Origin of the sequence: Polyangium fumosum (genome assembly GCF_005144585.1) — a bacterium.
In the GTDB taxonomy this organism is placed as follows: Bacteria; Myxococcota_A; Polyangia; order Polyangiales; family Polyangiaceae; genus Polyangium; species Polyangium fumosum.
Window position 1 is genome coordinate 134,000 of the sequence record NZ_SSMQ01000018.1, and the last position, 23,493, is coordinate 157,492.

Genomic DNA, 23,493 nt, shown 5'->3' on the forward strand with positions numbered 1-23,493 from the left:
CGCCATGGCCCTCTCGCTCCTCCTGCTCCAGCTCGCCGATTCGGCCTTTCCGACGGGGGGATTCGCGCATTCCGGCGGGCTCGAAGCGGCGGCGCAGCTCGGCGAAATCACGGGGCCTTCGAGCCTCGAACGATTCCTCCTGCACAACCTGGAGCAAGCCGGCGCCGGCGCCTTGCCGATGGTCACGGCCGCCCACGCCGCCCCCGAGAGGTTCCCCGCGCTCGATCGACGTCAGGATGCGTTCCTGACGAACCACGTGGCGAACCGGGCGAGCCGCGCGCAAGGACGGGCGTGGCTCGCGGCGGCCTCGCATTCGTTCGGAATCGCGTCCCTGCGCGAGCTTCGCGCGCGCTCGCGCGAGGACGAATCGTTCTGCGGGCATTTCGCGCCGCTCTTCGGCGCCATCGCCGCGCGGCTCGGGCTCGCGCGCGGCGAGGCGCAGCGGCTCTTTCTGTTCTTGCACCTCCGCGGCCTCGTCTCCAGCGCCGTGCGCTTGAGCCTCCTTGGGCCGCTGGAGGCGCAGGCGCTGCAATACCAACTCACGGGCGCGGTCCTCGCGGTCCTCGCCCGGCACGAAATGCGCGGGGCGGAGGACCTCGCGACGACCGCGCCGCTCGTCGATCTTTTCCAGGGCCACCAGGACCGGCTTTATTCGCGTCTGTTTTCGAGCTGAATTCCGGAGAGAAGCATGCACGGCCATTCTCACGAACATGGGCACGATCACGGGCACACGCACGAGCACATGGAGCACCCGGGGCGCTTCGAGGAGCGTGCTCGGCCGCTCGCGCGCGCCTTCGACGAGCGCGCCTTCACGGTCGGCATCGGCGGGCCGGTGGGCAGCGGCAAAACAGCGCTCGTGCTCGCGCTCTGCCGGAGCCTGCGGGAACGCATGAGCCTGGCGGTCGTCACGAACGACATCTTTACCCGCGAGGACGGCGAGTTTCTCATCCGGAACAAGGCCCTGCCCTCGGATCGCATTCGCGCCGTGGAGACGGGCGGCTGCCCGCACGCGGCGATCCGCGAGGACATCACCGCGAACCTGCTCGCGCTCGAAGAGCTCTCGGCGCAGCACCGGCCGGAGATGCTCCTCATCGAGTCCGGCGGTGACAACCTCGCGGCGAACTTCAGCCGGGAGCTCGCCGATTACATCATCTACGTGATCGACGTGGCCGGCGGCGACAAGGTCCCGCGCAAGGGCGGGCCCGGGATCACCCAATCGGACCTCCTGGTCATCAACAAGACGGACCTCGCGGGCGCGGTGGGCGCCGACCTTGGCGTGATGGAGCGGGACGCCAAGGCGATTCGTGGCGGCGGTCCCATGGTCTTCACGCAAGCGACGAAGGACGTCGGGGTCGAAGCGATCGTGAACCACATCGTCCACGCGTACCAGCATGCGCGTGGCATCGATCATCGAGCCGATGGGATAAAATTTATCCGATGAGATAGTCGATTTTCCAGACGCCTCCTCGTCCTTTGCGAAACAGACCACCAAATCCGGCCCCAAACGCGCCGTGGCGGGGTCCTGGCCGGCTTGGCACGGCGCCTGCTTCAAGGGGGAACACGAAGACGCCAGGATAGCTCAGAGGTAGAGCACGTAAAAAAAAACCTTGGCCGGTTTTCTCCGGCAACGGCAGTGATGGCCAGGGTTACTTCCATTAAAGGACGTGGTCGCGGGTTCGAATCCCGCTCCTGGTACCGCGAAGGGTTCGGGTTCCCCCTCGTTCCCTTTGCGCGCAAGCTCCCGGGCAGTGAGGCACGCGGTTCCTTCGTTTTGGATACGAAAAAGACCCCGCGGCCGGTTTTCTCCCGAGGAGCGAGCGTTTTTCAAAGTGAGATGGACGGATACGAGACGATAGAAGCCAGGATAGCTCAGAGGTAGAGCGCGTAAAAACACCTTGGTCGCTATTCTCCGGCGACGGCAGTGATGACGAGGGTTACTCCGCTGTCAACGGCGAGGTCGCGGGTTCGAGTCCCGCTCCTGGCGCTTGGAAGGCTCGGAAGGAGCTTTCTGCCCGATCCCCTCCATGGGGATCGGGCTTTGCCGTTTCGTATAGAGGACGCCTCAGAGCGTCTTCCGCATTCGAATCATCTCCTCACCGAAGCCCTGCCGTGCGTAGAGCGCACGGGCGCGCGTGTTCGCGGGCCACACGTGGAGCGTCAACGCCGACAGCCCGCGGTCCCGCGCCCATGCCTCCGTGGCAGCCAGGAGCGCGCTCCCCACGCCCTTGCCCTCATGCCCTGGCACCGTCGCGAGGTCTTCGACGTGGCCCACCGGCTGCTGGGTGAAATGGTCCACCGCCGTCCTCACCCATACGAAGCCGATCAACGCCCCAGCCGTCTCCGCGATCAGCACGACCTCGCCCATCGGCGTCTTCGACGGCGGCTCGGGCAAGGCCTGCCGTTCGAGCAGCGCCGCCGCGCTCTCGCGCTGGCGGGCGATGAGCTCTTGGAGCGTGAACCAGGCAGGAAAGCCGACACTCGTCGAGCGCTCGAAGAGCGCGAGCACGAGCGCGCGCTCGGCCTCGTTCTCGATTCGTAGGGGGCGAATGGTCACTTCGGCCGCAGGCGGAACCATGCCGCACGATACTACGTCGTGGGATGGGTTCGGCAAGCCAAGCGAGCCGCGGGGATGTGTCGAGCGAGGCTTTGTGCCCCGACGCCGTTACGGCCGCGTCGTGAGGATCGGTCCGCGCATGCTTCCCGCGCCGAGCCCGATCAGGATCATCGACGTCCCGCCGAGGAGCAAATCGATTCCGACGAGCAAGCCGAGCGCCCAGGCGGCCGTGCTCGGCCAGCCGGCAAAGATGAGCACGCCGAGCGCCAGAGAGACGATGCCGTCGAAAAAGAGCCAGCCCCAGGCGGCGATATGGCGGTTCTGCACGGCCCGAATGAGCTTCACCAGGCCGCTCGCGATGAAAAATGCCGACAGCGTGAGCGTCAGCGTTAGCGTGCCCGTGACGGGGAAGGCTGCCACGAGCGCGCCGGCGATCACGAGCAGCACCGCGCCCACGAGCGACCAGGCTCCGCCTCTCCAGCCACGGGCCTTGACCGCGTGAAACGCCTGGAAGATGCCGGCGATCACCATGACGAAACCGATCACGAGCGCCGTGACCAGGGAGGCGATCAGGGGCATGAGGAGCAAGAGAACGCCGAGCACCATGAAAGCGGCGCCGAGCCCGTAAAACCAGCCGCGGTTTTTCCGTACGACGTCCTCGATCTGCCCGACCACCGTTATGCGGGTCGTGTCGATCGGCGCTTCCGGAGGCTGCATCATGAGGGTACCCTCCTTTTCCTGCACGGAACAGGGTGCCCCTCTCGGTGGGTGTCAAGCAGGTCGCCGCGCGTGAGGCGGCCCGAGCGATGGAATGGCGGGCAGGCCGCTCGTCGACCGAGCGAGTTCAGGAACGCGCGCCGGTCACGGCATCGGAGGCGGTCCGCCGCCCGGGCCGCCCATTCCACCCGGCGCCTGGCACAACGTATCCGCGAGCGAGGAGCGAATGACGAGTGTCTTCCACGCGAGCAGCGCGCCGTCCGACATCTTCTTCGCCTGCAGCGTGTAATCTGCGGCGGCGTCGGCCGAGATCACCGTGTCGTTTTCGTTCGTCGTGTCGCGCTCGCCGCGGTCCTTGTAAATGGGCTGCGTCGCGATGATGTCGTCGCTCAACTCGTCCGGGAAGAAGAGCTGGGACGTGACGTATTCGTCCCCGCCGACGCGCACCGTGAAGTGGATGTGGATCGTCCGGCTCGAATACCAGCCCGGGAAACACGAATCGAAATCGACGCGCCCGTTCGCGTCGGTGGTCTGCACGCCGCGGAACCACCGGGCCGCGAGCGCCTCGGCGTCGTTGCCCGTGCACATCTCCACGGAGTCGTCGCCCGAATAGAGGCCCGAGGCGGCTGTGTGCCAGACGTCGACTTCTGCGCCCTCGATCGGCTTGCACGTCTCGTCGACGACGCGCAGCGCGAGGCGCATCGGCAGGCCGGGTGATTCCTCGCTGATGTCTTTCCGGACGATCGTCTTGGCATAACACGGGCCGAGCGTCATGGCGCAAACGAGCGCGCACGTCGCGCCCGGGTCGTCGGTGAACGGGTCCGCGTAATCGCCGGACATCGAGGCGGTGCCGCCCGTGGCCCATTCGCCGTTTCCGGCGCCGCCGGTGCCGCCGCTGCCGCCGCTTCCGCCCGAACCGCCGCTGCCGCCGCTGCCGCCTGCGCCGCCGGACCCGGTGTTTTCGTTGGTTCCTCCGCAACCGATGAATGCCGCGAGCGGCGCGGCGCAAAGGGCCGTGCCAATGCCGCGGAGAACGGATCGGCGCGTGATGGTTTCCTGGGAGCGATCCTTTTTCGAGTGGCGAGGCATGCGCGTTCCTCCTGGACTCGTATGTAGATCGGAAATCTTACGACTTCCTTACGTGCCGGGACATGCGTTCCGTCCTCGGCTACGATGGGGCTCGCGCCGCGCGTTTCGCCGCTCCAGAAAAGGGACCATGGGAAAAAAGGTGCTCGTCATCGAGGATGATCAGGAGCTCGGCGCGCAGATCGTCAAGCGCCTCCGCGACGCCGGCTACGAGCCCACCTGGTGGAAGGAAGGGCGGCGTTTGTCCCGAGAGACCTTGCCCGACGTCGAACTCGTCGTGCTCGATCTGATGCTGCCCGGTACGTACGGAATGGACATCCTCAAGGATCTGCGCGTGTTCTCCGAGGTGCCGGTGCTCGTGCTCAGCGCGCGCAACGACACGGCGGACAAGGTCCGCGCGCTGCGGCTCGGCGCCGACGACTACATGACGAAACCCTTCTGGCCCGAGGAGCTCGTCGAGCGCGTACGCGCGCGCCTCCGCAGGCCCACGCTCGGGCGCGGGGACGTCGTCGAGGTCGGCGCGCTGCGGATCGATCGCGGGCGGCGCGAGGTCTCCGTGCGCGGCGAGCGCGTCGAGGTCACGCGGCTCGAGTTCGAGTTCCTCGCGGCGCTCGCCGAGCGGCCGGGCGAGGCCATGACGCGGAGCTCGCTCGCCGAGCGCGTGCTCGATCCGGAGCGCGACGGGACCGAGCGGACGCTCGACGTGCACGTATCGAGGTTGCGCAAAAAGCTCGGGCGCGGCGCGTTCGTCGAGACCGTGTGGGGAATCGGGTATCGGCTGGGCGATGGGCGCGAGGAATGAAGCTCCGCGCGCGACTCGCGGTCGCCACCATTGCGGTGATGCTCCCGATGACATTCGCGCTGTTCTGGTACGACGCGTCGGCGAGGCATCGGGCCGCGGAGCAGAACCTCACGGAATTCGTTTTTGGGCAAATGCCCGTGGCGCGGGAGGCGTGCGAGGCGGCGCCTTCGTCGTTCGGCGGCGAGCTGCGGCCGAGCCGAGCGCTGGGGCCTCCACATAGCCATCGTCCTCCGCCTGAAGAGCCGCCGCGCGGGGAGCCGCCGCACGGAGGGCCGCCGCACGGAGGGCCACCGCATGGAGAGCCGCTGCCGAGGCCCCCGCGGCCCCGCGCGGCGAGGCCCGCGGTCGTGCACGCGTACGACGAAACGTTCCATTCGGAAAATCCCGATGCGCCCGCCGTCCCCGAGGCGCTCGCCCGCGCCATGGAGGAGCAAGACGTCGCCATTACGTCGCACGTCTTGCCGACCTCGTCGGTCGAGATCCTGGCGCGAATGCCCTGGGGCACGGGCCCGTGCGCGTACGTGCTCGCCCGCGGGACGACGGATCCGACGTGGGGCGCGGTGCTGCCCGAATCCAACATATGGCTGCTGCCCACGGTCGCCGTCTTCGCGGCGATGCTCCTCGCCCTGGGCCCCGTGGTACGGCGTATTCGCAAGCTCACCGAGGCCGTGCAGCGCTCGGCCTCGGCCACCTACGCGGACGCCGTCCTGATCGAGGGCGACGACGAGATCGGCGTGCTCGCGCGCTCCTTCAATGCCGCGGGGCGCGAGATCCGATCGCAGCTCGAAGAAAAGGACCAGCGCGAGCAGGCGCTCCGCCATTTCCTGGCGAACACGACGCACGACGTGATGATCCCGCTCACGGTGCTGCAAGGCCACCTCGCGACGCTGCGCGAGGACGCGGCAGCGGGGAAACCCGTCGACGTCGGCGCGCTCGTCTCGGCGATGGACGAGGCCCATTACATGGCGTCGCTCGTGCACAACCTCGCGGCGACGGCTCGGCTCGAAGCGGCCGACGTAAACCTCCAGCGGAGCGAGGTGGATCTCGAAACGCTCGTGAAGAGGGTGGTCGGGCGGCACAAGCCCATCGCGAAGCAGCTCGGGGTGTCGATCGAGACGGCCGTACCCGGGGAGCCCGTGACCGTCTCGGCCGACGTGACGCTCCTCGAACAGGCGATCAGCAACGTCACGTACAACGCCGTTCGTTACAATCGATCCGGCGGTCACGTCGCGGTCATCCTGGAGCGCGTCGCGAAGGAGGCCGTTTTCCGTCTCCGCGTGGTCGACGACGGCCCGGGCATCCCGGAGGCCGAGCTTTCGCGGCTCGCGGAGCGCGGCTTTCGCGGCAATGAGGCGCGCTCACGTGCGCCGGACGGACAGGGGCTCGGGCTGCACATCACGCACCGCGCCGCCGAGCTGCACGGCTACCGCCTGACGCTCCGGCCGTCGAAGTACGGCGGCCTCGAGGTCGAGCTCGAAGGAAAGCTCGGCGCTCCTCCTGGATAATTATTTATACAAACATCTACGTCACACGCGCCAGTTCCGCCCCCGCGCGGCCGGATTTTCGAACCATCCGCGAAAACGCCTGCGTTTTGAGGTCCCACGGGGCGCTGGCACGCCCGCTGCAATGCCTCCTCGCCGAGCACCCTCCTCGCGAGGGCCGCTCCCCCGAGCCCCGGGCAGTGAAGGCAGCGGTTCCTTCGATTTCCACGAAAAAAACCGCGGCCGATGGTTCTCCCGGGCTCCTCGGGTGTTTTTTTATCCGCGCGGCGCGTGCTGCGCGGGGAATCGGTAGGTTCGTCATGGCGTTTTTCAGCTTCATCAAGAAGGAGAAGGCTCGCGCGAAGGCGGCGGTTCAGACGCCCCCGGCCTCGGGACACCTGAATTTCATGGGCGGCGTCTCGTACGACCTCTCGTCGCCGGTCCTGCGCCTCCGCCTCGCGGCGTCGACGTGCTTCTTCGGCGAGCCCATGTATTATCACCGTGACGAGAAGGACGCGCGGCCCGTGAAGGCCGCGAGCCCGTGCGGGCTCTCGAACAAGGAGGTTGATTACCTCCGCGCGACGCTCGACGCGGTCGATCCGCAGGCGTGGCGCAAGATGTCGCCCGCGGAGCTCATCGAGAGCGCAATCGACGAGGCGCTCGACCACGACGCGGAGGCGACGCTGGAAGAGGCGGCGCGGCTGCGGAACGACGAGCACATCCGCACGACGCCGCAGGTCATCCTCGTGCGCGCGGCGAACCATCGCGCCGTGAAGGGGACGGGCCTCGTGCGCAAGTATGCGCCGCGAATCGTGAAGCGCGCGGACGAGCCGGCGGTGGGCCTGGCGTATCAGATGTTTCGTTATGGCAAGCCGATCCCGAATGCGCTGAAGAAGGCGTGGCGTGACGCGATCACGCGCTTCGATACGTACGGGCTCGCGAAGTACCGGCTCGAGGATCACGCGGCGAAGACCGTGGACGTCGTGAACCTCGTGCACCCGAAGAGCGAGGCGGTGCACAAGCTCGTGAAGGGCGAGGCGAAGAACACGGGGCGCACGTGGGAGGCGATCGTGAGCGCGCGCGGGTCGAATCGGACGTCGTGGAAGAAGGCCATGGCGGTCATGGGCCACATGGCCACGCTGCGCAACCTCCGCAACATGCTGGAGGCGGGTCTCAAGGCGGAGGAGATCGTCCCGTCCTTGCTCGCGGGCGCGAAGGACGGCAAGCAATTGCCCTTCCGTTACTTCTCGGCCTACAAGGCCGTGGAGGAGAAGGCGTCGGGGGCGCTGCTCGACGCGATCGAGACGTGCCTCGTCACGTCGCTCGGCGAGCTGCCGTATTTCCGCGGGCGCGTGATGGTGCTCGCGGACAACAGCGGCTCGGCGCAGGGGACGGCGACGAGCGCGATGGGCACGATGAAGGTCTCGACGATCGGCAACCTGACGGGCGTGCTCGCGGGGATGCGCGCGGACGAGGGTCACCTCGGCGTGTTCGGGGACGAGCTGGAGACGTTCGCGATCCGAAAGGGCGCGTCGATCTTCGATCAATTGAAGCGCGCCGAGGCGCTCGCGAAGCACATCGGTCAGTCGACGGAGAATGGAATCTGGCTCTTCTTCGACCGGGCGATCCGGATGAAGGAGCACTGGGACTCGATCTTCGTGATGAGCGACATGCAGGCGGGCCACGGCGGCCTGTACGGTACGAACAAGGCGCAGTATCGCGAGTACGGCTGGGGTTCGGGCGGGCAATACATCGACGTAGCGAAGCTCGTGTCGACGTATCGCAAGCGCGTGAACCCGAACGTAAAGGTGTTCTTGGTGCAGATCGCCGGCTACAAGGACACGCTCGTGCCGGAGTTCTACGACCGTACGTACATCCTCGGCGGCTGGGGCGAGGGCCTGCTCCGCTTCGCCGCGGAGATGGAGAAGGCTTCCTCCGGGAAGGCGGCATGATCGAGGGGGCGAGGCGCGTCGCAAGCCTCGCCCCCCCGGCTTGCCGGAACGTGTTCCGCGACAATCGCAGCGCGCGTCATTCCTCGCAGCGCGTCTGCTCCGCGGAGGCGCATTTGCCGCCGATGCAGACGAGCGAGGCGCAGGCGAGGGTCAGGCCGTCGACGGGGCAAGGCTCGCCGGCGGCCGCAGGCAACACGCAGGTATACCCGGCGAGGAGGTCGCAAAGGCCCTCGGCGCAGGCGAACGGCGTGATGTTCGCGAGCATTTGCTCCTGGCAGCTCGCGCCGAGGCCCGGCGCGGGCAGGCAGCGTTTTTCGGTGCAACCCTCGTTGTCGCAGGTGCAGGCCATGCCGAGCGGGCAAGCGCCGCTCTCGACGCAGCTCTGGCCTTCTTCGAGCAGTGGGAGGTCGGCGATGAGCGGCTCCTCGCCGGCACATGCTCCATCGACGCACGTGAGCGGGTGCTGGCAAGCGCCGTACGAATCCCCGCACGCCGTGCCGGGTCCGCCGCGCTTCGCGCAGCGGCCTTCGTCGCCGAAGTTGCAGTAAAGGCCCTCGTTGCAATCGAGCGCCATGTTGCACGGCTCGCCCTCGGCACGCGCGGGGCGGCAAGCATAATCAGCATCGCTCGCGCAATTCGCAGGGTCTGCGCAGAGGCAGGCCGCGCCTTCGCCGCAGGCGTGGAGGTTCGCCCCGGCGCACGCCGCGCCCGCGTCGAGGTTGGCCACGCAGACGAAGGCCTCGCAATGGGCGCCGGCCACGCAAGGGTCGTCGCGGAGGTTTTCGAAATCGAGGAGCGTCTCGTCACACGCTTCGCCGATGGCCGCGCGGTCTTTGCAGGTGCCGTCGGAGGCGCAGAACGCGTTCGCGCCGCACGAGCCCTCGCTGCAACGCTCGGGCGCGCGCGTGCAGGTGCCTGGGCACGTGTCGCCCTCGAACGCGCAGGAGAGGCCCGCCGCGCAATCGGAGACGGTGCCGCCGCGGCAGCTCTCGCCCTCGGCGCGCGTGCCGACGACGTAATGCGCGCAAGAGGGATCGATACCGAGGCCCTGCGCGGCGAGCGCCCCGCAGCTCGCAACCTCGATCGCCGCGACGCAGTTCGCGACAGCGGCAGGGTCGACCACGACGTCGGGCGACGTGAGCACGTCGGCGACCGTTTCGCAGCGTTGCGCTTCGAGGCAAGCGTCGACGTCGCCCGGCGTGTTGTTGATGAAGGGATGCCCGCACGCGACCTGCCGCTCGCACGCGGCACGCATGAGGTCACAGACGAGGGCGACGGCCTCGTCGGGTTTGTCGGGACCATCCACCGGAGGAGGCTCGCTGGGCCCGGGGCCGCCCGAGCAGGCAGGAAGGAACGAGGCAAGAAAAAGGAAAGCAAGCGAGGATCGCACGCGTTTTGACTCCGCGAAAGGGTTCGTCCCGCCGCATTGCAAGGGGAAGGCCAACGTGCATTCGTCGGCGCGCGCAGGCCATCGAGGCCTCGGTTGCGCCACGGCTGCTCGATTTGCGCAGGGGCGGCACCGTCGTTTCGTTCACACTCCCCTCGGGGCCCAGATCCGCCGCCCCGGCGCCACGGACACCCTCCCGCACGATCGCGACGAGCGGCTGTAAGGTTCGCCGGGCGCCGCCGTTTCCTCGGGCGAAACGCCACCCGGAGGACTTCTGCCATGTTGCGCTCTCGCCCCGTCGTCGCCCTCGTCGCCCTCGTCACGCTCGCCCAGACCCTCGCCGGTTGCGGCGCCGCACCCTCCTCGTCGGGAGGCGCCGCCGAGCCGAGGACCGCGACGGCGGTCAGCGGCGATGCGTCCTCCTACCCGCAGCAATACACGGCCGCCGAGACGGACGCGCCGGCCGCGGACGAGGCCGCGCCCGTGGCAGCCGGGGCGGCCGCACCGATGGCGCAGCAGCCCGTGAATCCTTCGCCCACGATGATGGCGCCGCCTCCGCCCGCGCCGCCCCCGATCGTGCCCACGCAGCCCATGAAAAAGGCCGAGGCCGAGCGCAAGGTCGCCGTCGCCACGCAAAAGCCGGCGCCGCAGCCCGCCCCAATCGCCGTCGCGCCGCCCGAGCCGAAAGGCACCGAGGATTACAAGGATTACGGCGTGAACCCGGTCGTCGATCCGCAGAAGGATCGGCTCTCGACGTTCGCCATTGATGTCGACACCGCGTCGTATTCGATCGCGCGCCGGAAGATCATGGAGGGCACGCTCCCTCCGTTCGCCTCCATCCGCGCCGAGGAGTTTTTGAACTACTTCGATTACAGCTACGAGGCGCCGAAGAGCGGGCCGTTTGCGGTGCACTTCGCCGCTGCGCCGTCGCCGTTCACGAAGGGCCATCACCTCGTGCGCGTCGCCGTGCAAGGCAAGCGCGTGCCGGAGAGCGCGCGCAAGCCCGTGCACCTCGTGTACCTCGTCGACACGAGCGGCTCGATGGAAGCGGCCGACAAGATCCCGCTCGCCAAGCGCAGCCTGAAGCTCCTGACGAGTTCGCTGAAGAAGGGTGACACCGTGGCGCTCTGCACCTACGCCGGCAACGTGCGCGAGGTGCTCGCGCCGACCGGAATCGAGGAGAAGGACAAAATCTTCCGCGCGATCGACGACCTCTCGGCCTCGGGATCGACCGCGATGGCGAGCGGAATCGAGCTCGCGTACAAGCTCGCCGAGCGGACGCTGGTGAAGGGCCACGTCAATCGCGTCATCGTGCTCTCGGACGGCGACGCGAACGTGGGGCCGACGTCGCACGAGCAGATCCTCGATATGATCGGCCGCCACAAGGAGAAGGGCATCACGCTGAGCACGGTGGGCTTCGGGACCGGCAATTACAAGGACACGATGATGGAGCGCCTCGCCGACAAGGGCGACGGCAACTACGCGTACATCGACAGCGAGGTCCAGGCGAAGCGCGTGTTCCAGGACCAGCTCTCCGGCATGCTGGAGGTCATCGCGCGCGACGTGAAGATTCAGGTGGAGTTCGACCCGAAGGTGGTGAAGGAATACCGGCTCATCGGCTACGAGAACCGGGACATCGCGGACAAGGATTTCCGCAATGACAAGGTCGACGCGGGCGAGATCGGCAACGGCCACGCGGTGACGGCGATCTACGACGTGGTCCTCAAGGACACGAAGTCCTCGCCGATCGTGCTCCGCCTCCGACACAAGCAGCCGCTCGCGGGCGATACGGCGACGGAGAGCGAGTTCAAGATGGATCCGGGGGCGATCGCGGCCTCGTTCGACGCGGCGGGGCGCGATTTCCGGTTCGCCGCGACGGTCGCTGCGTTCGCCGAGGTGCTGCGGCAGAGCCCGCACGCGCGCGATTGGTCGATGAAGGACATCGCCCGGCTCGCCGATCAGGCCGCGACGACGCAATCCGATCAGCAGGAGTTCGTGAGCCTCGTGCACCGCGCGGAGAAGCTCGCGACGGGCAATCAGGGGCCGGCCGTGGCGCGCTGAAAAAGCACGCCGGGACCTCGACGAACGCCCTCGATCCTCCTATTCTGGCGCGGCTCTCCGATGTCGCGCCTCGCCCTCCCCCTCGCCGCCTCGCTCCTCGCCCTCGCCGGCTGTTCCCACGAACCGGCCCCGCAAACCCCCGCGCCCGCGCCCACGCCCGGGGAGCCATCCGCCGCGGTGATGCCCCTCGAGATCGTCGAAACGCCGCCGGTCGAGACCACGCTCGATCATCCCGACGTGCAAAACGCCGCCGAGGTGTGGCTCGCGATGATCCAGGGCGCGAAGCGGTCGATCGACATCGAGCATTTTTATATCAGCAATGCGCCCGGCGGAAAACTCGAACCGGTGCTCGCGGCGATCGAGGAGGCCGCGGCGCGCGGCGTGCGCGTGCGGCTCCTCGCCGACATCAAGTTTTACCTGCGATACCCCGAATCCGTCGATCGGCTGGCCTCGCACGGGGTCCTCGTCCGCAAGGTGGACCTCCGGGCGCGCGACGGCGTGCAGCACGCGAAATACATGGTCGTCGACGACGGGGACGCGTACGTCGGCAGCCAGAACATGGATTACCGCTCGCTCGAACACATCCAGGAAATCGGCGCACGCGTGCGCGTGCCGGAGGTCGTCGCGGCGTACGCAAGGGTGTTCGCGCAGGATTGGTGGATCGCCGGCGGGCAGGTCGCTGCCGAGTCGCCGGAGACGAAGCCGCTCACGATTCCCGCGCGCTTCACGTTCGGCGCCGAGGAGGTGCGAATCCTGCCCACGGCGAGCCCCAAGGATCTCCTGCCCGCGGGCGTGCCGTGGGAGCTTCCCGAGCTGCTCGCGCGGATCGACGGCGCCGAGCGCACGCTCGACGTGCAAGTCCTGACGTACCGCACGAAGATGCGAAACGGCACGCCGTGGCCGGACCTCGACGACGCGCTCCGAAGAGCGGCAAAACGCGGCGTGCGCGTGCGTTTGCTCGTCGCGGATTGGAGCAAACGCGAGGCGTCGCTCGAAGGGCTGCGCGAGCTTTCGCGCGTGCCTGGGATCTCCATCCGGTTCCTCGTGATCCCGCAGAGCTCGTCCGGCTTCATCCCGTTCGCCCGCGTGGCCCACGCGAAATACATGGTCGTCGACGGCAAGAGCGCCTGGATCGGCACGAGCAACTGGGAGGGCGACTATTTCACGGTGAGCCGAAACGTCGGGCTGTTCATCGACGGCAAGGCGATCGCCGGGCAGCTCGCGCGCATCTTCGAGGACGGGTTCGGCGGCACGTACGCCGAGGTGCTCGATCCCGACCGCAAGTACGAGCCGCCGCGCATCGAATGAGATTGACGGGCGGGGGCAATTCGTTTTCTCATCGCCGCGTGCACGACTTCCGCCGCGTCGCCCCGCTCCTTCCGCTCCTTCCGCTCCTCCTCGTCGCCGCGTGTGACCGCGGGTCGAGCGACATCACGCCCTCGCCCATCCCCTCGGCCGCTGTCACGGCCTCGGGGACATCCTCGGCTGGATCCATCACGCCCGCCGTCGCTGCCGCGCCCAGCACGGCCGCACCGATCAAACCCCCGGAGGGGCCGCCCGCGTGCAAGGCTGGCGAAAAGAAGGTGTGGGGCTCGGGCGCGAACAAGCTGACGGGCCTTTCGGTCGTGGATCTCGGCGAAGGCCGGCACGGCGTGGGCCTGGCGATGGGCTACGATCCCTACGTGCTCGTCGTCGAGAAGTCGGGCGAGGGCCGGCTCGTGAAGGTCGCCGTGGGCAAAGGCTCGCACCTCGCGAAGCCGCCGAAGGCCGAGGAAGGGACGCGCAAGGTCATGCGCGTGACGCCGTCGAAGGTCGACGGCGAGAAGGTCTACGCGTTCGTCGATTACCACGACGAATACAAGGACAAAAAGCGCCGCGTCGCCTGCGGCCCGGCCGATACGAGCGACGCCTGGAACCATTTCGACGGGACGCCCTGGCTCGATCGTCCGGAAAAACCGACCGGCGAAGAGCGGGCGAAGCTCCTGAAGGGTCACGAGTACGAGCGGGGCCACGCCGAGGACGACGCGAAGGCCAAGGTCGACGAGGCCGAGGACGAGAAAGGGTATCACGAGCTGCGTGATTGCCGCACGTTCTCGGACGGCGGCGGCCATGCGTGGATCGTGGGCTCCGAACTCGAAGCGGACGAGAAGGCCGAAGGCGCGCTCGAATGGAAGAGCACGCTGATGGTGGACACGGGCAACAAGGACAACGAGGTCCACCTGCACGAAATTGTGCTCAAGGGAGATCCGCCCGCGCTCGCCTCGTTCGAGGTGCCGATCTCGCACGCGTTCGACGACGGCTCGCTCCTGCTCGCGACGCGATTCAGCTCGACGCTCCGCGTGGGGATCCTCGGGAAAAACAAGCGCCTGAAAAGCAAGCTCGCGAGTTATCCGGGCTTCCCGACGATCCCGCACGCCACGAAGGACGGCGAGGATCTCGTGATCGTCACGTCCGTGGCCAAGGAAAAGGGGCAATTCGCGCTGCGCGCGCTGCGGGTGCCGAAGAGCTACGAGCTGCCGAAGAAGCTCGTCGCGATCGATACGCACATGGGCGACGCGGGCCACGACCACGCGCACGGGCACGACGACGAGGCGGACCACCACGACCATTCCGAGACGGATCCGACCTTCCTGCGCGACACGCAGGGGCGGCGCTGGCTCGCGTTCATCGAGGGCAAGCGCGGCAGCGGCGACCTCGAGCTCGTGCCGGTCGACGAGAAGTTCCAGGCGATCGGCAAGCGCTTCTCGGTGCTCGACGACAAGAGCCTGGCCTCGGAGGTGCGCCTGCTCCCGCTGCCCGACGGCAAGATCCTCGTGGTCTCGCTGCGCGAGGGCAGGGGCGGCACCGAGCTCGTCTCCGAGGAGCTCACGTGCAATATCGTGAAGGAGTGAGCCGCTAAGCGCCGGCTTGTTTTTGCTCCAGCTCTTCCCACCGCGCAATCAACGTCGCGGCGCGGGCCTTGGCCTCGTCGAGGCGCCGCCCGAGCACCGGGACCTCCGCCCCGCGTGACGAATACAGCGTCGGATCCGCGAGCTCCTTTTCGAGGGACGCGACCTCGCCCTCCGCGTCCTCGATCCGGCCCATGATCCCTTCGAGCTCGCGCTGCTCGGACCAGGTGAGCCCCTTCGATTTCGGCGCGGTCGGCTTCGCCGCGGCGGGTTTGTCCTTGCTGGTCACTTTCGCGGCGGCCGCAGCGGCCTTCGTCGCCTCTTCCTTCGCCGCCTCCGCGGCCGCTTTTTGGACGAGATAATCCTGGTGCCCGCCGGCATACCGCACGACGCGGCCGTCGCCCTCGAACACGAGGAGCGAGGTCGCGACCCGATCGAGGAACCACCGGTCGTGCGTCACGACGAGCGCGCTGCCGCCGTATTCGGTGAGCATCTCCTCCAGCGCCGAGAGCGTGGGCAAATCGAGGTCGTTCGTGGGTTCGTCCAGGATGAGCAGGCTATGGCTCTGCGAGAGCATCTTCGCCAGGACGACGCGCGCCCGTTCGCCGCCGGAGAGCGATTTCACGGGCTGCCGCTGCGCGTGGCCGTCGAAGAGGAACCGTTCGAGGAACGAGCGGACCTCGATCGGCTGGCCGCCGAGCTCGATCTTGTTCCCCGCCGCGGCGACGTTGTCGTAGATCGATTTGTCCTCGTCGAGCCCGCTCCGGTGCTGATCGAAATACCCGACCCGGGTGTTTTTCCCGACCACCACCTCGCCACGTGCCGGCATGACGTCGCCCAGGATCGACCGGAGGAGCGTGGTCTTCCCCGTACCGTTCCGGCCCACGATCCCCACGCGCTCGCCGGCCGCGAGCACGAAGTCGAAATCCTTCACGAGCGTGCGGCCCGCCATCTCCAGCGTGAGCTTGCGTAGTTCGAGGACGGTTTTCCCTGTAAAACTCGACTCCGCCAGGAGCTTCGTCGTCTGCTCGGCGCGCGCGGGGGTGGCCGCCTTTGCGGCCTCGGCCCGCTGGATGCGCGCCTTTTGCTTGGTCGTGCGCGCCTTCGGCTGGCGCCGGAGCCATTCGAGCTCGGTCCGGAGCAGATTCTGCCGGTTCTGCTCGGTGCGCGCTTCGAGCGCGAGCCGCTCCGCCTTCGCTTCGAGGTAGTCCTCGTAGCCGCCCTCGTACGAATACACCTTGCCGCGGTGCAGCTCGATCGTCCGATCGACGACGCGGTCGAGCAAATACCGATCGTGCGTGACGATGAGCAGCGCGCCCTTGTACTCCTCGACGAGCCAGCGTTCGAGCCAGTCGATCGTCTCGGTGTCGAGGTGGTTCGAAGGTTCGTCGAGCACGAGCAGCGCAGGCGGCGCGATGAGCAGACAGGCGAGCGCGACGCGCCGTTTGTCCCCGCCCGAGAGCTCGGCCGTGGGCGCGTCGGGGCGCGTGACGCCGACGTGGCCGAGGATCTCATCGACCTTGTGGAGCTGATCCCAGCCGCCGAGCCGCTCGATCTGCGCAGCCACCTCCGCCTGCTCGGCGAGGAGGGCATCCTGATCCCCGTCGCCGTGGCCGAGACGCGCCGAGATCGCGTCGTATCGCGACTTCGCCGCGGCCCACGGGCCGAGGCCCTCGACGACCAGCTCGCGGCCTGTTTTCACCGGATCGAGCGCGGGCTCCTGCGCGAGATACGCGACGTCGGCGCCGCGCCGCTGCGCGACCGTGCCCGTGTCGGGCTTGTCGAGGCCCGCGAGGATACGCGCGAGCGTGCTCTTGCCGCTCCCATTGGCTCCCACGAGCCCGACGTGTTCTCCGCTGTGGATGGAAAGCGAGACGCCATCGAGGATGCGCCTCTCACCAAACGACTTCGTTAACTCCTGCGCGACGAGGACGGGCACGGAGCCGAGCGTAGCACTGCGGCGAACCTCTGGTGCGGGAGGAACGACAGACCTTCCGTCACGGAGCCACGAACGGCGCGTTGACGGCGCGAGGGACCATCGGCTAGAGTCGGGAAAATCCTCATGTCCCACCGCCTCATCGCCGGGAAATACGAGCTCGTGCGGCAGATCGGGCGTGGGGCCATGGGCTACATCTGGGAGGGGCTCGATCTCCATCTGCGTCGGCGGGTGGCCCTCAAGCTCATGTCCCCGGACCACGTGGCCTCGACCACCGCGCGGACCCGCTTCGACCGGGAAGCGAAGGCGATTGCGCAGCTCCGGAATCAGCACGTGGTGCAGATTTACGATTACGGCATTGACGAGGGTTCGCCGTACATCGTGATGGAGCTCCTGGAGGGCGAGGACTTCGAGAGCCGGCTCGAACGGATCGAGCGTCTGCCGCTCAGCGCGCTCGTGCCAATCGTGACGCAAGCGGCGCTCGGGCTCGCGGCCGCGCACGCGAAGGGCATCGTGCACCGCGATTTCAAGCCGGCGAACGTGTTCATGTCGCGCGGCGAGGCCAACGAGACGGTCAAGATCCTCGATTTCGGCGTCGTCTCGATGCTGACGAGCGAAGAGGACGCGACGGAGGACGAGCTTCAGCTCACCCACGCAGGCAGCATCGTCGGGACGCCGCTCTACATGAGCCCCGAGCAGATCCGCTGCGGCGCCGTGGATCTGCGGAGCGATCTCTGGTCACTCGCGGTGCTCGCCTACCGCGCCCTGACGGGGCAGCACCCGTTCCCCGGGCAATGGCTGGGGATGCTGATGGTGCGCATTTGCACCGATCCGTTCCCGCCGCCTTCGACCTATTTGAAGGAGCTTACGCCGGAGGTGGATCGTTTCTTCGAGCGCGCGCTGGCGAAGGACCCGGACAAGCGCTTTCGCTCGGCGCGGGAGTTCGCCAGCGCATTCGCGGCGCTCGCCGAGCACAACCAGCCAGGGACAGCGAAGATCCTCGTCGTCGACGACGAGCCCGACGTCCCGCACCTCATCAAGCAGCGATTTCGCCAGCAGATCAAGAAAGAGGTGTATACCTTCGTCTTCGCGACGAACGGCGAGAGCGCACTCGAAGAGCTGCGCAAGCACGGGGACATCGACGTCGTCCTGACCGACATCAACATGCCCGGCATGGATGGGCTCACGTTCCTCTCGCGCGTGGGCGATGTGAACCCGCTCGTGCGGACGATCATCGTCTCGGCCTACGGCGACATGAGCAACATCCGCACCGCGATGAACCGCGGCGCGTTCGATTTCCTGGTCAAACCGATCGATTTCAAGGATCTCGAGGTCACGATCGAAAAGACGCTGAAGCACGTGACGGAGCTCCGGACGAACGCCCGTTCGAGCGAAGAAAACAGCGTGCTGCGCATGTTCGTGAGCCCGAGCCTGGTCGACAGGCTCCGGTCGGCGTCGTCGTTCGGCGCGATCGATACCTGGCAAGGCACGGTGGTGTTCATCGACGTCGCGGGCTTCCACGCGAGTTCGAAGTCGCAAGAGCCCAATGAGCGCGTGCGGACGCTGAACGCGAATTTCGAGGTGATCGTGCCAGCCGTGACGAACCGCGGCGGCGTGGTCGACAAGTTCCTCGGCGACGCCGTGATGGCGACGTTCCGGGGCGATCATCACGTGACGCGCGCGCTCGAAGCGAGCCTCGACGTGCGAATGCAGCTCCGCACGCTGGCATTACGCGCCGGGCAGGATTCGCCGTTCGCGCTCGGGGTGTCGATCGGCGTGGCGACGGGGGACATGTTGTCCGGCGAGATCGGATCGAAGGCGTTTGGCCGACTCGATTACACGATCGTCGGCGAGGTGCCGCGCGCGGCGGCGATGCTCCAGGCCGCGGCCACGAAGAACCAGATCCTCATGAATCGAGGCGCGTTCGACGTGGCGAAAGATTCGTTCGATTGCGTGCCCGTCCACCCAGCGACGAGCGAGCCCCTCGAAGCGTTCGAACTCGTGCGTCGCGCGGGTGGAGATACGATTGGCGGCAGGGGCGGCCCGAATTCGATGGCCGAGACGATCGACCTGACGGGCGGGCCGCCGGGAGGGAATGCGGCGACCGGGGGCGGGTCGCCGCTGATCTGATTCAGGGATGCGAGCTGCGCGCCGCCTCGCGCTCCTGGCGCATGCGGCGGTGCTTGAGCTCGGGCGACTCGGCGACGGCCATGCCGATGAGGCGGAAAGCTTCGAGGAAGTGCTTGAGGCCGATGCGAATGAGCTCGGGGCTGACCTCGCCGACGTCGGGATAACCGCGGCCCTCGGCGTCGGGTTGCACGCGGCCCCAGTTCGCGAAGAGGCGGCCCCACTCGCTCGCGAGGACGCGCTGCACGTTCTTCTGCGCGTACATCGGGTACCAGAACGCGTCGTGGTACGCGACGGACGCGACGTACGCCCACGGCGCGAGCCACGTCTTCAGCGACCACTCGACCGGCTTCTTCAGCGGGCCCCAGTAGATCCGGTGCTGGTTGCGCGAGGCGAAGGTCATCTCCTTGAACGGTCCCTGGAAGTCCCACTTGTCGTTCAAAGCATCGACGTCGCCGACGATCTCGATGTCGCGCACGTCGCCGCAGCCGAGGCCGAGGTCGTGCGCGAGGCGGACGAACTTGAGGTCACGCAGCGGGTCGAAGCCCATGAGCTTGCCCGCGACCGCGTCGATCGCGACCTGATCGGCCGACGCGAGGATCACGTTCTTCACGTGCGGGATCATGCAGCGCGGCCCCGGGCCGTCGCCGGCGAAGGTCCCGTCCATCACGGCGAAGACGCCGCGGTGGATCTTCTTCTGGATCATCAGAAGATCGACGAGCGTCTCGTGGATGACCGGGTGCGTCCAGTGGCGGTGCTCGTTCAAGAGGCCGCCGAACGCGTTCTTCATCGCGCCCGTCGTCGTCGTGAAGATGTGCGTCTTCACCGTGGGCAGGTGGATGATGTTCTCCCCGAGGAAGCGCTTCGGGATGCTGAAGCCCTTCGGGTAGACCTCGTTCAAGCAGAGGAACTTCTTCGTCAGATCCCCGACGGCGTCGCGCACGTCGATCCACGCTTCGCCCTCGTAGAGGTGGACGTTGCGCAGGCCGTGGGCCTGGACGACGTCGATCTGCTTGTTCTCGCGCTCGCCGAGGTGCGCATCGATCACGACGGTGCGGTTGTGGCAGGCGTGGATCAGATCCTTCGTGTAGCCATCCCGCTGCATCGCGCGGATGACGCCCTCGAGCTGCCAGGGCACGGTGGACGAGCCCGGAAAGAAGAAATGCCAGGAGATGTTGACCTTGAGGGCCGTGTCCGCGTCCTTGGCGACGACGTCCTGGTAGCCCGCCAGGTTCATCAAGCGGTGGTAGTCCTCGAGGACGGTCCCGGGGGATGTCCGCAGGATCGCGACTTTCGACTTGCTCATCGAGACCTCGGCAACGATCGAGGGTGCCTATAGCATGGAGGGACGCGTGGCCATCGATGCCGCCTCGGGCGTTGCAGATCGCCGCCAGGGTGGGTAGAGTCCGGGTCCAAGACGAGCCGAAGTGGCGGAATGGCAAACGCGGTGGATTCAAAATCCACTGTCCTCACGGGCTTGTGGGTTCGAGTCCCACCTTCGGTACCGAGTTCGTCGCTGCGTAGCAGGCAGGCCAGCGCGAAGAGGCAACGTTGAAGCGGGGAAGAGGGCGTTCGGGGATAGAGCCGCTCTTCGCGGTGCTCGCCCGCGAGCGCGGGATCACGCCGCCGTCGGACGCGTCGCGTTCTCCGGTGCGCGCACGAGACTGGGAGGCTGCTGTCGGCTCGCGCATCGCGGCGCGCGCGCGGCCGGTCAAGCTGGAGCGCGGCGTGCTGCACGTGCGCGCGGCGAGCGCGACGTGGGCGCAGGAGCTCTCGATGCTGTGCGAGCCGATCCTGGAGCAGCTCAAGGCGCGCGGCGTCGCGGTCGAGTCGCTGCGCTTCCGCGTGGGCCCCGTGGACCCGCCCGAACGCGCGACGACGCGGAACGACGTGCGCACGGCGCCGCCGGCCGTGAAGCTGCCCGAGGTGCTCGCCGCGGAGATCGAACACGTGGCGGATGAAGCGTTGCGCGAGGCGATCCGACGCGCAGCGGCGAAGAACCTCGGCTGGCAACGCATGCGCACGAGCCGCAAGAGGACCGCCGCGCCCGAAGCGCGTGTCGAGAAGGACGAGCGTGCCGCGCGCGCGCCCGAAGCGGAGACGGCTACGACGACGCGAGCCGCTCGAGGCCCTCGACCCGCTGCACCAGGAAGCGCTCCGCAGGACCGAGCTGGGGCGCAATCTTCTGCAGCTCCGCGACGTACGCGCGGATCATCTTGATGTCGTAGCCCTTGGCCTTGCGCACGATCGTGTAGAGCTCGTCGATCACGGAGCCAGGCAGCGGCGCGCTGATCGTCGTGTAGAGATCGAAGACGTAGTCGATCCACGAGCCCTTCGTCGTCGCCGCGGCGAGGCGCGCGGCGTAGAGCGCGGCGTACTCGGCGACGCCGCCCTTCGGACGCTGGCCCGTCTTGGCGCGCTTCAAGATGCCCTGCAGGAGCGAGGCGAGGATGCGCTCGGCCTCGTCGGCGCGGCCCATCGCGAGCGCCTTGTCCGCGACGCCGCAGAGCAGGCGCACCGACTGGAAACGTCGCGACGTCTCCGATCGACCGCCGAGCCGGATGTCGACGTCGCCCTTCGAGTCGATCGCCGCGGCCTCGATGGAGGCATGGATCTCGGCGACCTGCATGCCGCCGATCGTCTGCATCGCGCGGCGGTGCTCCTCGTCCGCGAGCGGGCTCGAGCGCGGCTCGTCGGTCTTGTAGATGATGATCTCCTGGTTGCCGATGCGGATCTTGTCGCCCGGCACGAGCTCGCGCGGACCCTCGATGCGCACGCCGTTGACGAGCACGCCGTTGCGGCTGCCGAGGTCCTTCGCGACGACGCCGTTCGAGCCCACGACGAGCGCGGCGTGCTTGCGCGACACGAGCGGATCATCGACCGCGAGCTGGCACTCGGGCCCGCGCCCGACGACGAACTCCCCGAACGGGAGCTCGAGGTCATGCGCGAGGTAACGGATCCTGAACGGCATGTCCGAACCTCACTTGAGCCCACCGAGGCGCTCGAGGCCCTCGATTCGTTGCTGCACGAACCGCTCGCTGGGACCGAAGCTCGAAGACCGGCTCCGCAACGACTCGGTGTACGCCCGCATCTTGCCCATGTCGAGCGTCTTGACCTTGCGCACCGCGGAGTAGAGCTCGTCGACGACCGTACCCGGTACGAGCTGATCGATGCGCGTGTAGAGCTCGAAGATGTAGTCGATCCAGAGGCCCCTGCCCGTCGCCGAGGCGAGCTTCGCCGCATAGATGGCGGCCGTCGACGCGAGGTCGAGCGGAGGCTCTTTCCCGTCGCGCGCCTTCTGCAGCACGTCGTTCAGCGAGCGCAGGAGGATGCGCTCCGCCTCCTCGGCGCGGCCCATCGCGAGCGCTTTGTCCGCGACGCTCCCGATGAGCGAGAGCGCGTTGACGTGCCGATCGGGCTGCACGTTCGCGGCCGCCACGATGTTCGCGCTGTTCACGCTCGGCGTCGGGGACGTGTTCTGCTGCGACGCGACGCCGGGCGTCGTGTAGTCGCTCCAGAAGTCCTCGCGCGTCTCGAAGCCCTCGTGGCCCGCCACGGTGGGCATGCGGGCCGAGCGCGCGGCGCTGCGCGGATGGCCGAACGCGATCGACTCGGGCACGCTCGAGAGGCCCTCCTCGGGGATGTTCTCGAGCACCATCTCCTGACCGCCGATGGTGATGTGATCCCCGTGCGCGAGCTTCTGCGGTCCTTCGATCTTCGTGCCGTTCAGGCTCACGCCGTTGCGGCTGCCGAGGTCCTCGATCGTCACGCTGTCGCCGCGCACCGTGAGAAGCGCGTGCCTGCGTGACACCAGCGGATCATCGAGGGCGAGCTGGCAGTCGGCGCTGCGGCCGATCACGAACTGGCCCAGCGGCACTTCGAGCTCGTGCGACAGATACCGCAGTCGGACCGCCATGTTCGAGCCATACCAATGGCGTAGAACGCCGTCAAAGCGGCTCTTTTCGGTCCGGCCGGCCGACCCACCGAAACCCGGGCCACGCCCGGCCCGGGCCTTCCTCGGACAGAACCCGGAGGAGGAAGAGGAGCAGCCGCGGATGCGAGAGGAGCCCGTACATCGTGAGCTTCTCGTCAGCCATCGCACGCGCGACGTCCCACAAGGTCGCACCGCCCTCCGGCGTACGCGTGAACACCTTCGGCAGACGCAACCAGCGGGAAAGACCGACGTTTGCGAGGCGCCGGAGGACGGCTTCGTCACCACAGAGAGTCACGGAGGGGATGCCCACGGTGCCGTCGTGGATCGTCAACCGCCCGTGATCGAAGCGCATCGTCAGCGTCTGCGTCGTGTCCTGCGCCACGACGAGCACGGAGCCTCGAAGCGCCCGAAAGTCCTGCATTTTTCGAGCGGAATGGGCGACGTTTTGCCGGATCCGGTCGGCGAGCAGGATCGCGAGGGTGTTTTCTTCCGTGCCTTCGGCGAGATCGATGATCGGGTCCACGGTGCCGCTCGTCCCGGACCATGCGCCCGGTGAGAGGAGCATGAC

The 23,493-nt window shown here is 67.7% G+C and carries 19 protein-coding genes and 3 tRNA genes; 13 read left to right on the plus strand and 9 right to left on the minus strand.

The genetic code is table 11. From position 1 onward, the window contains the following. The first annotated feature begins 4 nt into the window (after positions 1-4). From E8A74_RS19115 to E8A74_RS52430, 4 genes are all read left to right on the plus strand, one after another. On the plus strand, positions 5-673 hold the full coding sequence (locus E8A74_RS19115) for an urease accessory protein UreF (RefSeq protein ID WP_136930465.1): 669 nt from the start codon (positions 5-7) through the stop codon (positions 671-673). A 15-nt stretch (positions 674-688) separates the two neighbouring features. Next, a complete protein-coding gene (gene ureG, locus E8A74_RS19120) occupies positions 689-1,441 on the plus strand; it encodes an urease accessory protein UreG (protein ID WP_136930466.1) in 753 nt (250 codons plus the stop codon). A gap of 127 nt (positions 1,442-1,568) precedes the next feature. Then, positions 1,569-1,695, plus strand: a tRNA-OTHER gene (locus E8A74_RS52425). A 163-nt stretch (positions 1,696-1,858) separates the two neighbouring features. Beyond that, a tRNA-OTHER gene (locus E8A74_RS52430) sits at positions 1,859-1,984 on the plus strand. A gap of 78 nt (positions 1,985-2,062) precedes the next feature. Here E8A74_RS52430 and E8A74_RS19130 read toward each other — a convergent pair. The 3 genes from E8A74_RS19130 to E8A74_RS19140 all read right to left on the minus strand — a co-directional run bounded on the left by E8A74_RS19130 (position 2,063) and on the right by E8A74_RS19140 (position 4,360). Further along, entirely contained in the window at positions 2,063-2,575 is a 513-nt protein-coding gene (locus E8A74_RS19130) for a GNAT family N-acetyltransferase (RefSeq protein ID WP_136930467.1), read from the minus strand. 87 nt (positions 2,576-2,662) lie between these two features. Further along, positions 2,663-3,274 (minus strand): HdeD family acid-resistance protein, encoded by a 612-nt coding sequence (locus E8A74_RS19135; protein WP_136930468.1) that lies wholly within the window; start codon positions 3,272-3,274, stop codon positions 2,663-2,665. A 141-nt stretch (positions 3,275-3,415) separates the two neighbouring features. Beyond that, positions 3,416-4,360 carry a dioxygenase family protein gene (locus tag E8A74_RS19140; protein WP_136930469.1) on the minus strand — a complete coding sequence of 315 codons (945 nt, stop codon included), beginning with the start codon at positions 4,358-4,360 and terminating at the stop codon, positions 3,416-3,418. 127 nt (positions 4,361-4,487) lie between these two features. Between E8A74_RS19140 and E8A74_RS19145 the strand changes: the two genes are divergently transcribed. From E8A74_RS19145 to E8A74_RS19155, 3 genes are all read left to right on the plus strand, one after another. Then, entirely contained in the window at positions 4,488-5,159 is a 672-nt protein-coding gene (locus E8A74_RS19145; protein ID WP_136930470.1) for a response regulator transcription factor, read from the plus strand. Beyond that, positions 5,156-6,664, plus strand: a complete 1,509-nt coding sequence (locus E8A74_RS19150) for a sensor histidine kinase (protein ID WP_136930471.1) — start codon at positions 5,156-5,158, stop codon at positions 6,662-6,664. The genes E8A74_RS19145 and E8A74_RS19150 overlap by 4 nt, the downstream gene beginning before the upstream one ends. Before the next feature lie 296 nt (positions 6,665-6,960). Further along, positions 6,961-8,592, plus strand: coding sequence for a TROVE domain-containing protein (locus tag E8A74_RS19155; protein ID WP_136930472.1), 1,632 nt, complete (start codon positions 6,961-6,963; stop codon positions 8,590-8,592). A 76-nt stretch (positions 8,593-8,668) separates the two neighbouring features. Here the strand turns inward: E8A74_RS19155 and E8A74_RS19160 are convergent, their stop codons facing one another. Then, the gene (locus E8A74_RS19160) at positions 8,669-9,898 is read right to left on the minus strand and encodes a hypothetical protein (protein ID WP_136930473.1); all 1,230 of its coding nucleotides are present in this window, start codon (positions 9,896-9,898) and stop codon (positions 8,669-8,671) included. Between the two features lie 360 nt (positions 9,899-10,258). On the opposite strand from E8A74_RS19160, the gene E8A74_RS19165 reads away from it, so the two are divergent. The 3 genes from E8A74_RS19165 to E8A74_RS19175 are packed head-to-tail and all read left to right on the plus strand — an operon-like array spanning position 10,259 to position 14,931. Further along, positions 10,259-12,040: a vWA domain-containing protein gene (locus E8A74_RS19165; protein ID WP_136930474.1), complete on the plus strand. Its 1,782-nt coding sequence runs from the start codon at positions 10,259-10,261 to the stop codon at positions 12,038-12,040. A 60-nt stretch (positions 12,041-12,100) separates the two neighbouring features. Beyond that, positions 12,101-13,348 carry a phospholipase D-like domain-containing protein gene (locus tag E8A74_RS19170; protein WP_136930475.1) on the plus strand — a complete coding sequence of 416 codons (1,248 nt, stop codon included), beginning with the start codon at positions 12,101-12,103 and terminating at the stop codon, positions 13,346-13,348. Then, positions 13,345-14,931 (plus strand): hypothetical protein, encoded by a 1,587-nt coding sequence (locus tag E8A74_RS19175; RefSeq protein ID WP_136930476.1) that lies wholly within the window; start codon positions 13,345-13,347, stop codon positions 14,929-14,931. The genes E8A74_RS19170 and E8A74_RS19175 overlap by 4 nt, the downstream gene beginning before the upstream one ends. A gap of 4 nt (positions 14,932-14,935) precedes the next feature. Here E8A74_RS19175 and E8A74_RS19180 read toward each other — a convergent pair whose 3' ends face one another. Next, complete coding sequence (locus tag E8A74_RS19180) at positions 14,936-16,867, minus strand: ABC-F family ATP-binding cassette domain-containing protein (protein ID WP_136930477.1); 1,932 nt, start codon at positions 16,865-16,867, stop codon at positions 14,936-14,938. Positions 16,868-16,990: 123 nt separating this feature from the next. Between E8A74_RS19180 and E8A74_RS19185 the strand changes: the two genes are divergently transcribed. After that, positions 16,991-18,994, plus strand: coding sequence for a protein kinase domain-containing protein (locus E8A74_RS19185; protein ID WP_136930478.1), 2,004 nt, complete (start codon positions 16,991-16,993; stop codon positions 18,992-18,994). A 1-nt stretch (position 18,995) separates the two neighbouring features. Here the strand turns inward: E8A74_RS19185 and E8A74_RS19190 are convergent, their stop codons facing one another. Next, positions 18,996-20,297: a DUF362 domain-containing protein gene (locus E8A74_RS19190; protein ID WP_136930479.1), complete on the minus strand. Its 1,302-nt coding sequence runs from the start codon at positions 20,295-20,297 to the stop codon at positions 18,996-18,998. A gap of 115 nt (positions 20,298-20,412) precedes the next feature. Here E8A74_RS19190 and E8A74_RS19195 point away from each other — a divergent pair. Beyond that, positions 20,413-20,495, plus strand: a tRNA-Leu gene (locus E8A74_RS19195). A 47-nt stretch (positions 20,496-20,542) separates the two neighbouring features. Beyond that, positions 20,543-21,211, plus strand: a complete 669-nt coding sequence (locus E8A74_RS19200) for a DciA family protein (RefSeq protein WP_136930480.1) — start codon at positions 20,543-20,545, stop codon at positions 21,209-21,211. Here the strand turns inward: E8A74_RS19200 and E8A74_RS19205 are convergent. From E8A74_RS19205 to E8A74_RS19215, 3 genes are read right to left on the minus strand one after another with little or no spacing between them, the layout of a single operon-like run. Beyond that, positions 21,096-21,962: an FHA domain-containing protein gene (locus tag E8A74_RS19205; RefSeq protein WP_136930481.1), complete on the minus strand. Its 867-nt coding sequence runs from the start codon at positions 21,960-21,962 to the stop codon at positions 21,096-21,098. The genes E8A74_RS19200 and E8A74_RS19205 overlap by 116 nt on opposite strands. Positions 21,963-21,971: 9 nt before the next feature. Then, positions 21,972-22,907, minus strand: a complete 936-nt coding sequence (locus tag E8A74_RS19210; RefSeq protein WP_136930482.1) for an FHA domain-containing protein — start codon at positions 22,905-22,907, stop codon at positions 21,972-21,974. Between the two features lie 31 nt (positions 22,908-22,938). Beyond that, entirely contained in the window at positions 22,939-23,490 is a 552-nt protein-coding gene (locus E8A74_RS19215) for a hypothetical protein (protein WP_211365395.1), read from the minus strand. Between the last annotated feature and the right edge of the window lie 3 nt (positions 23,491-23,493).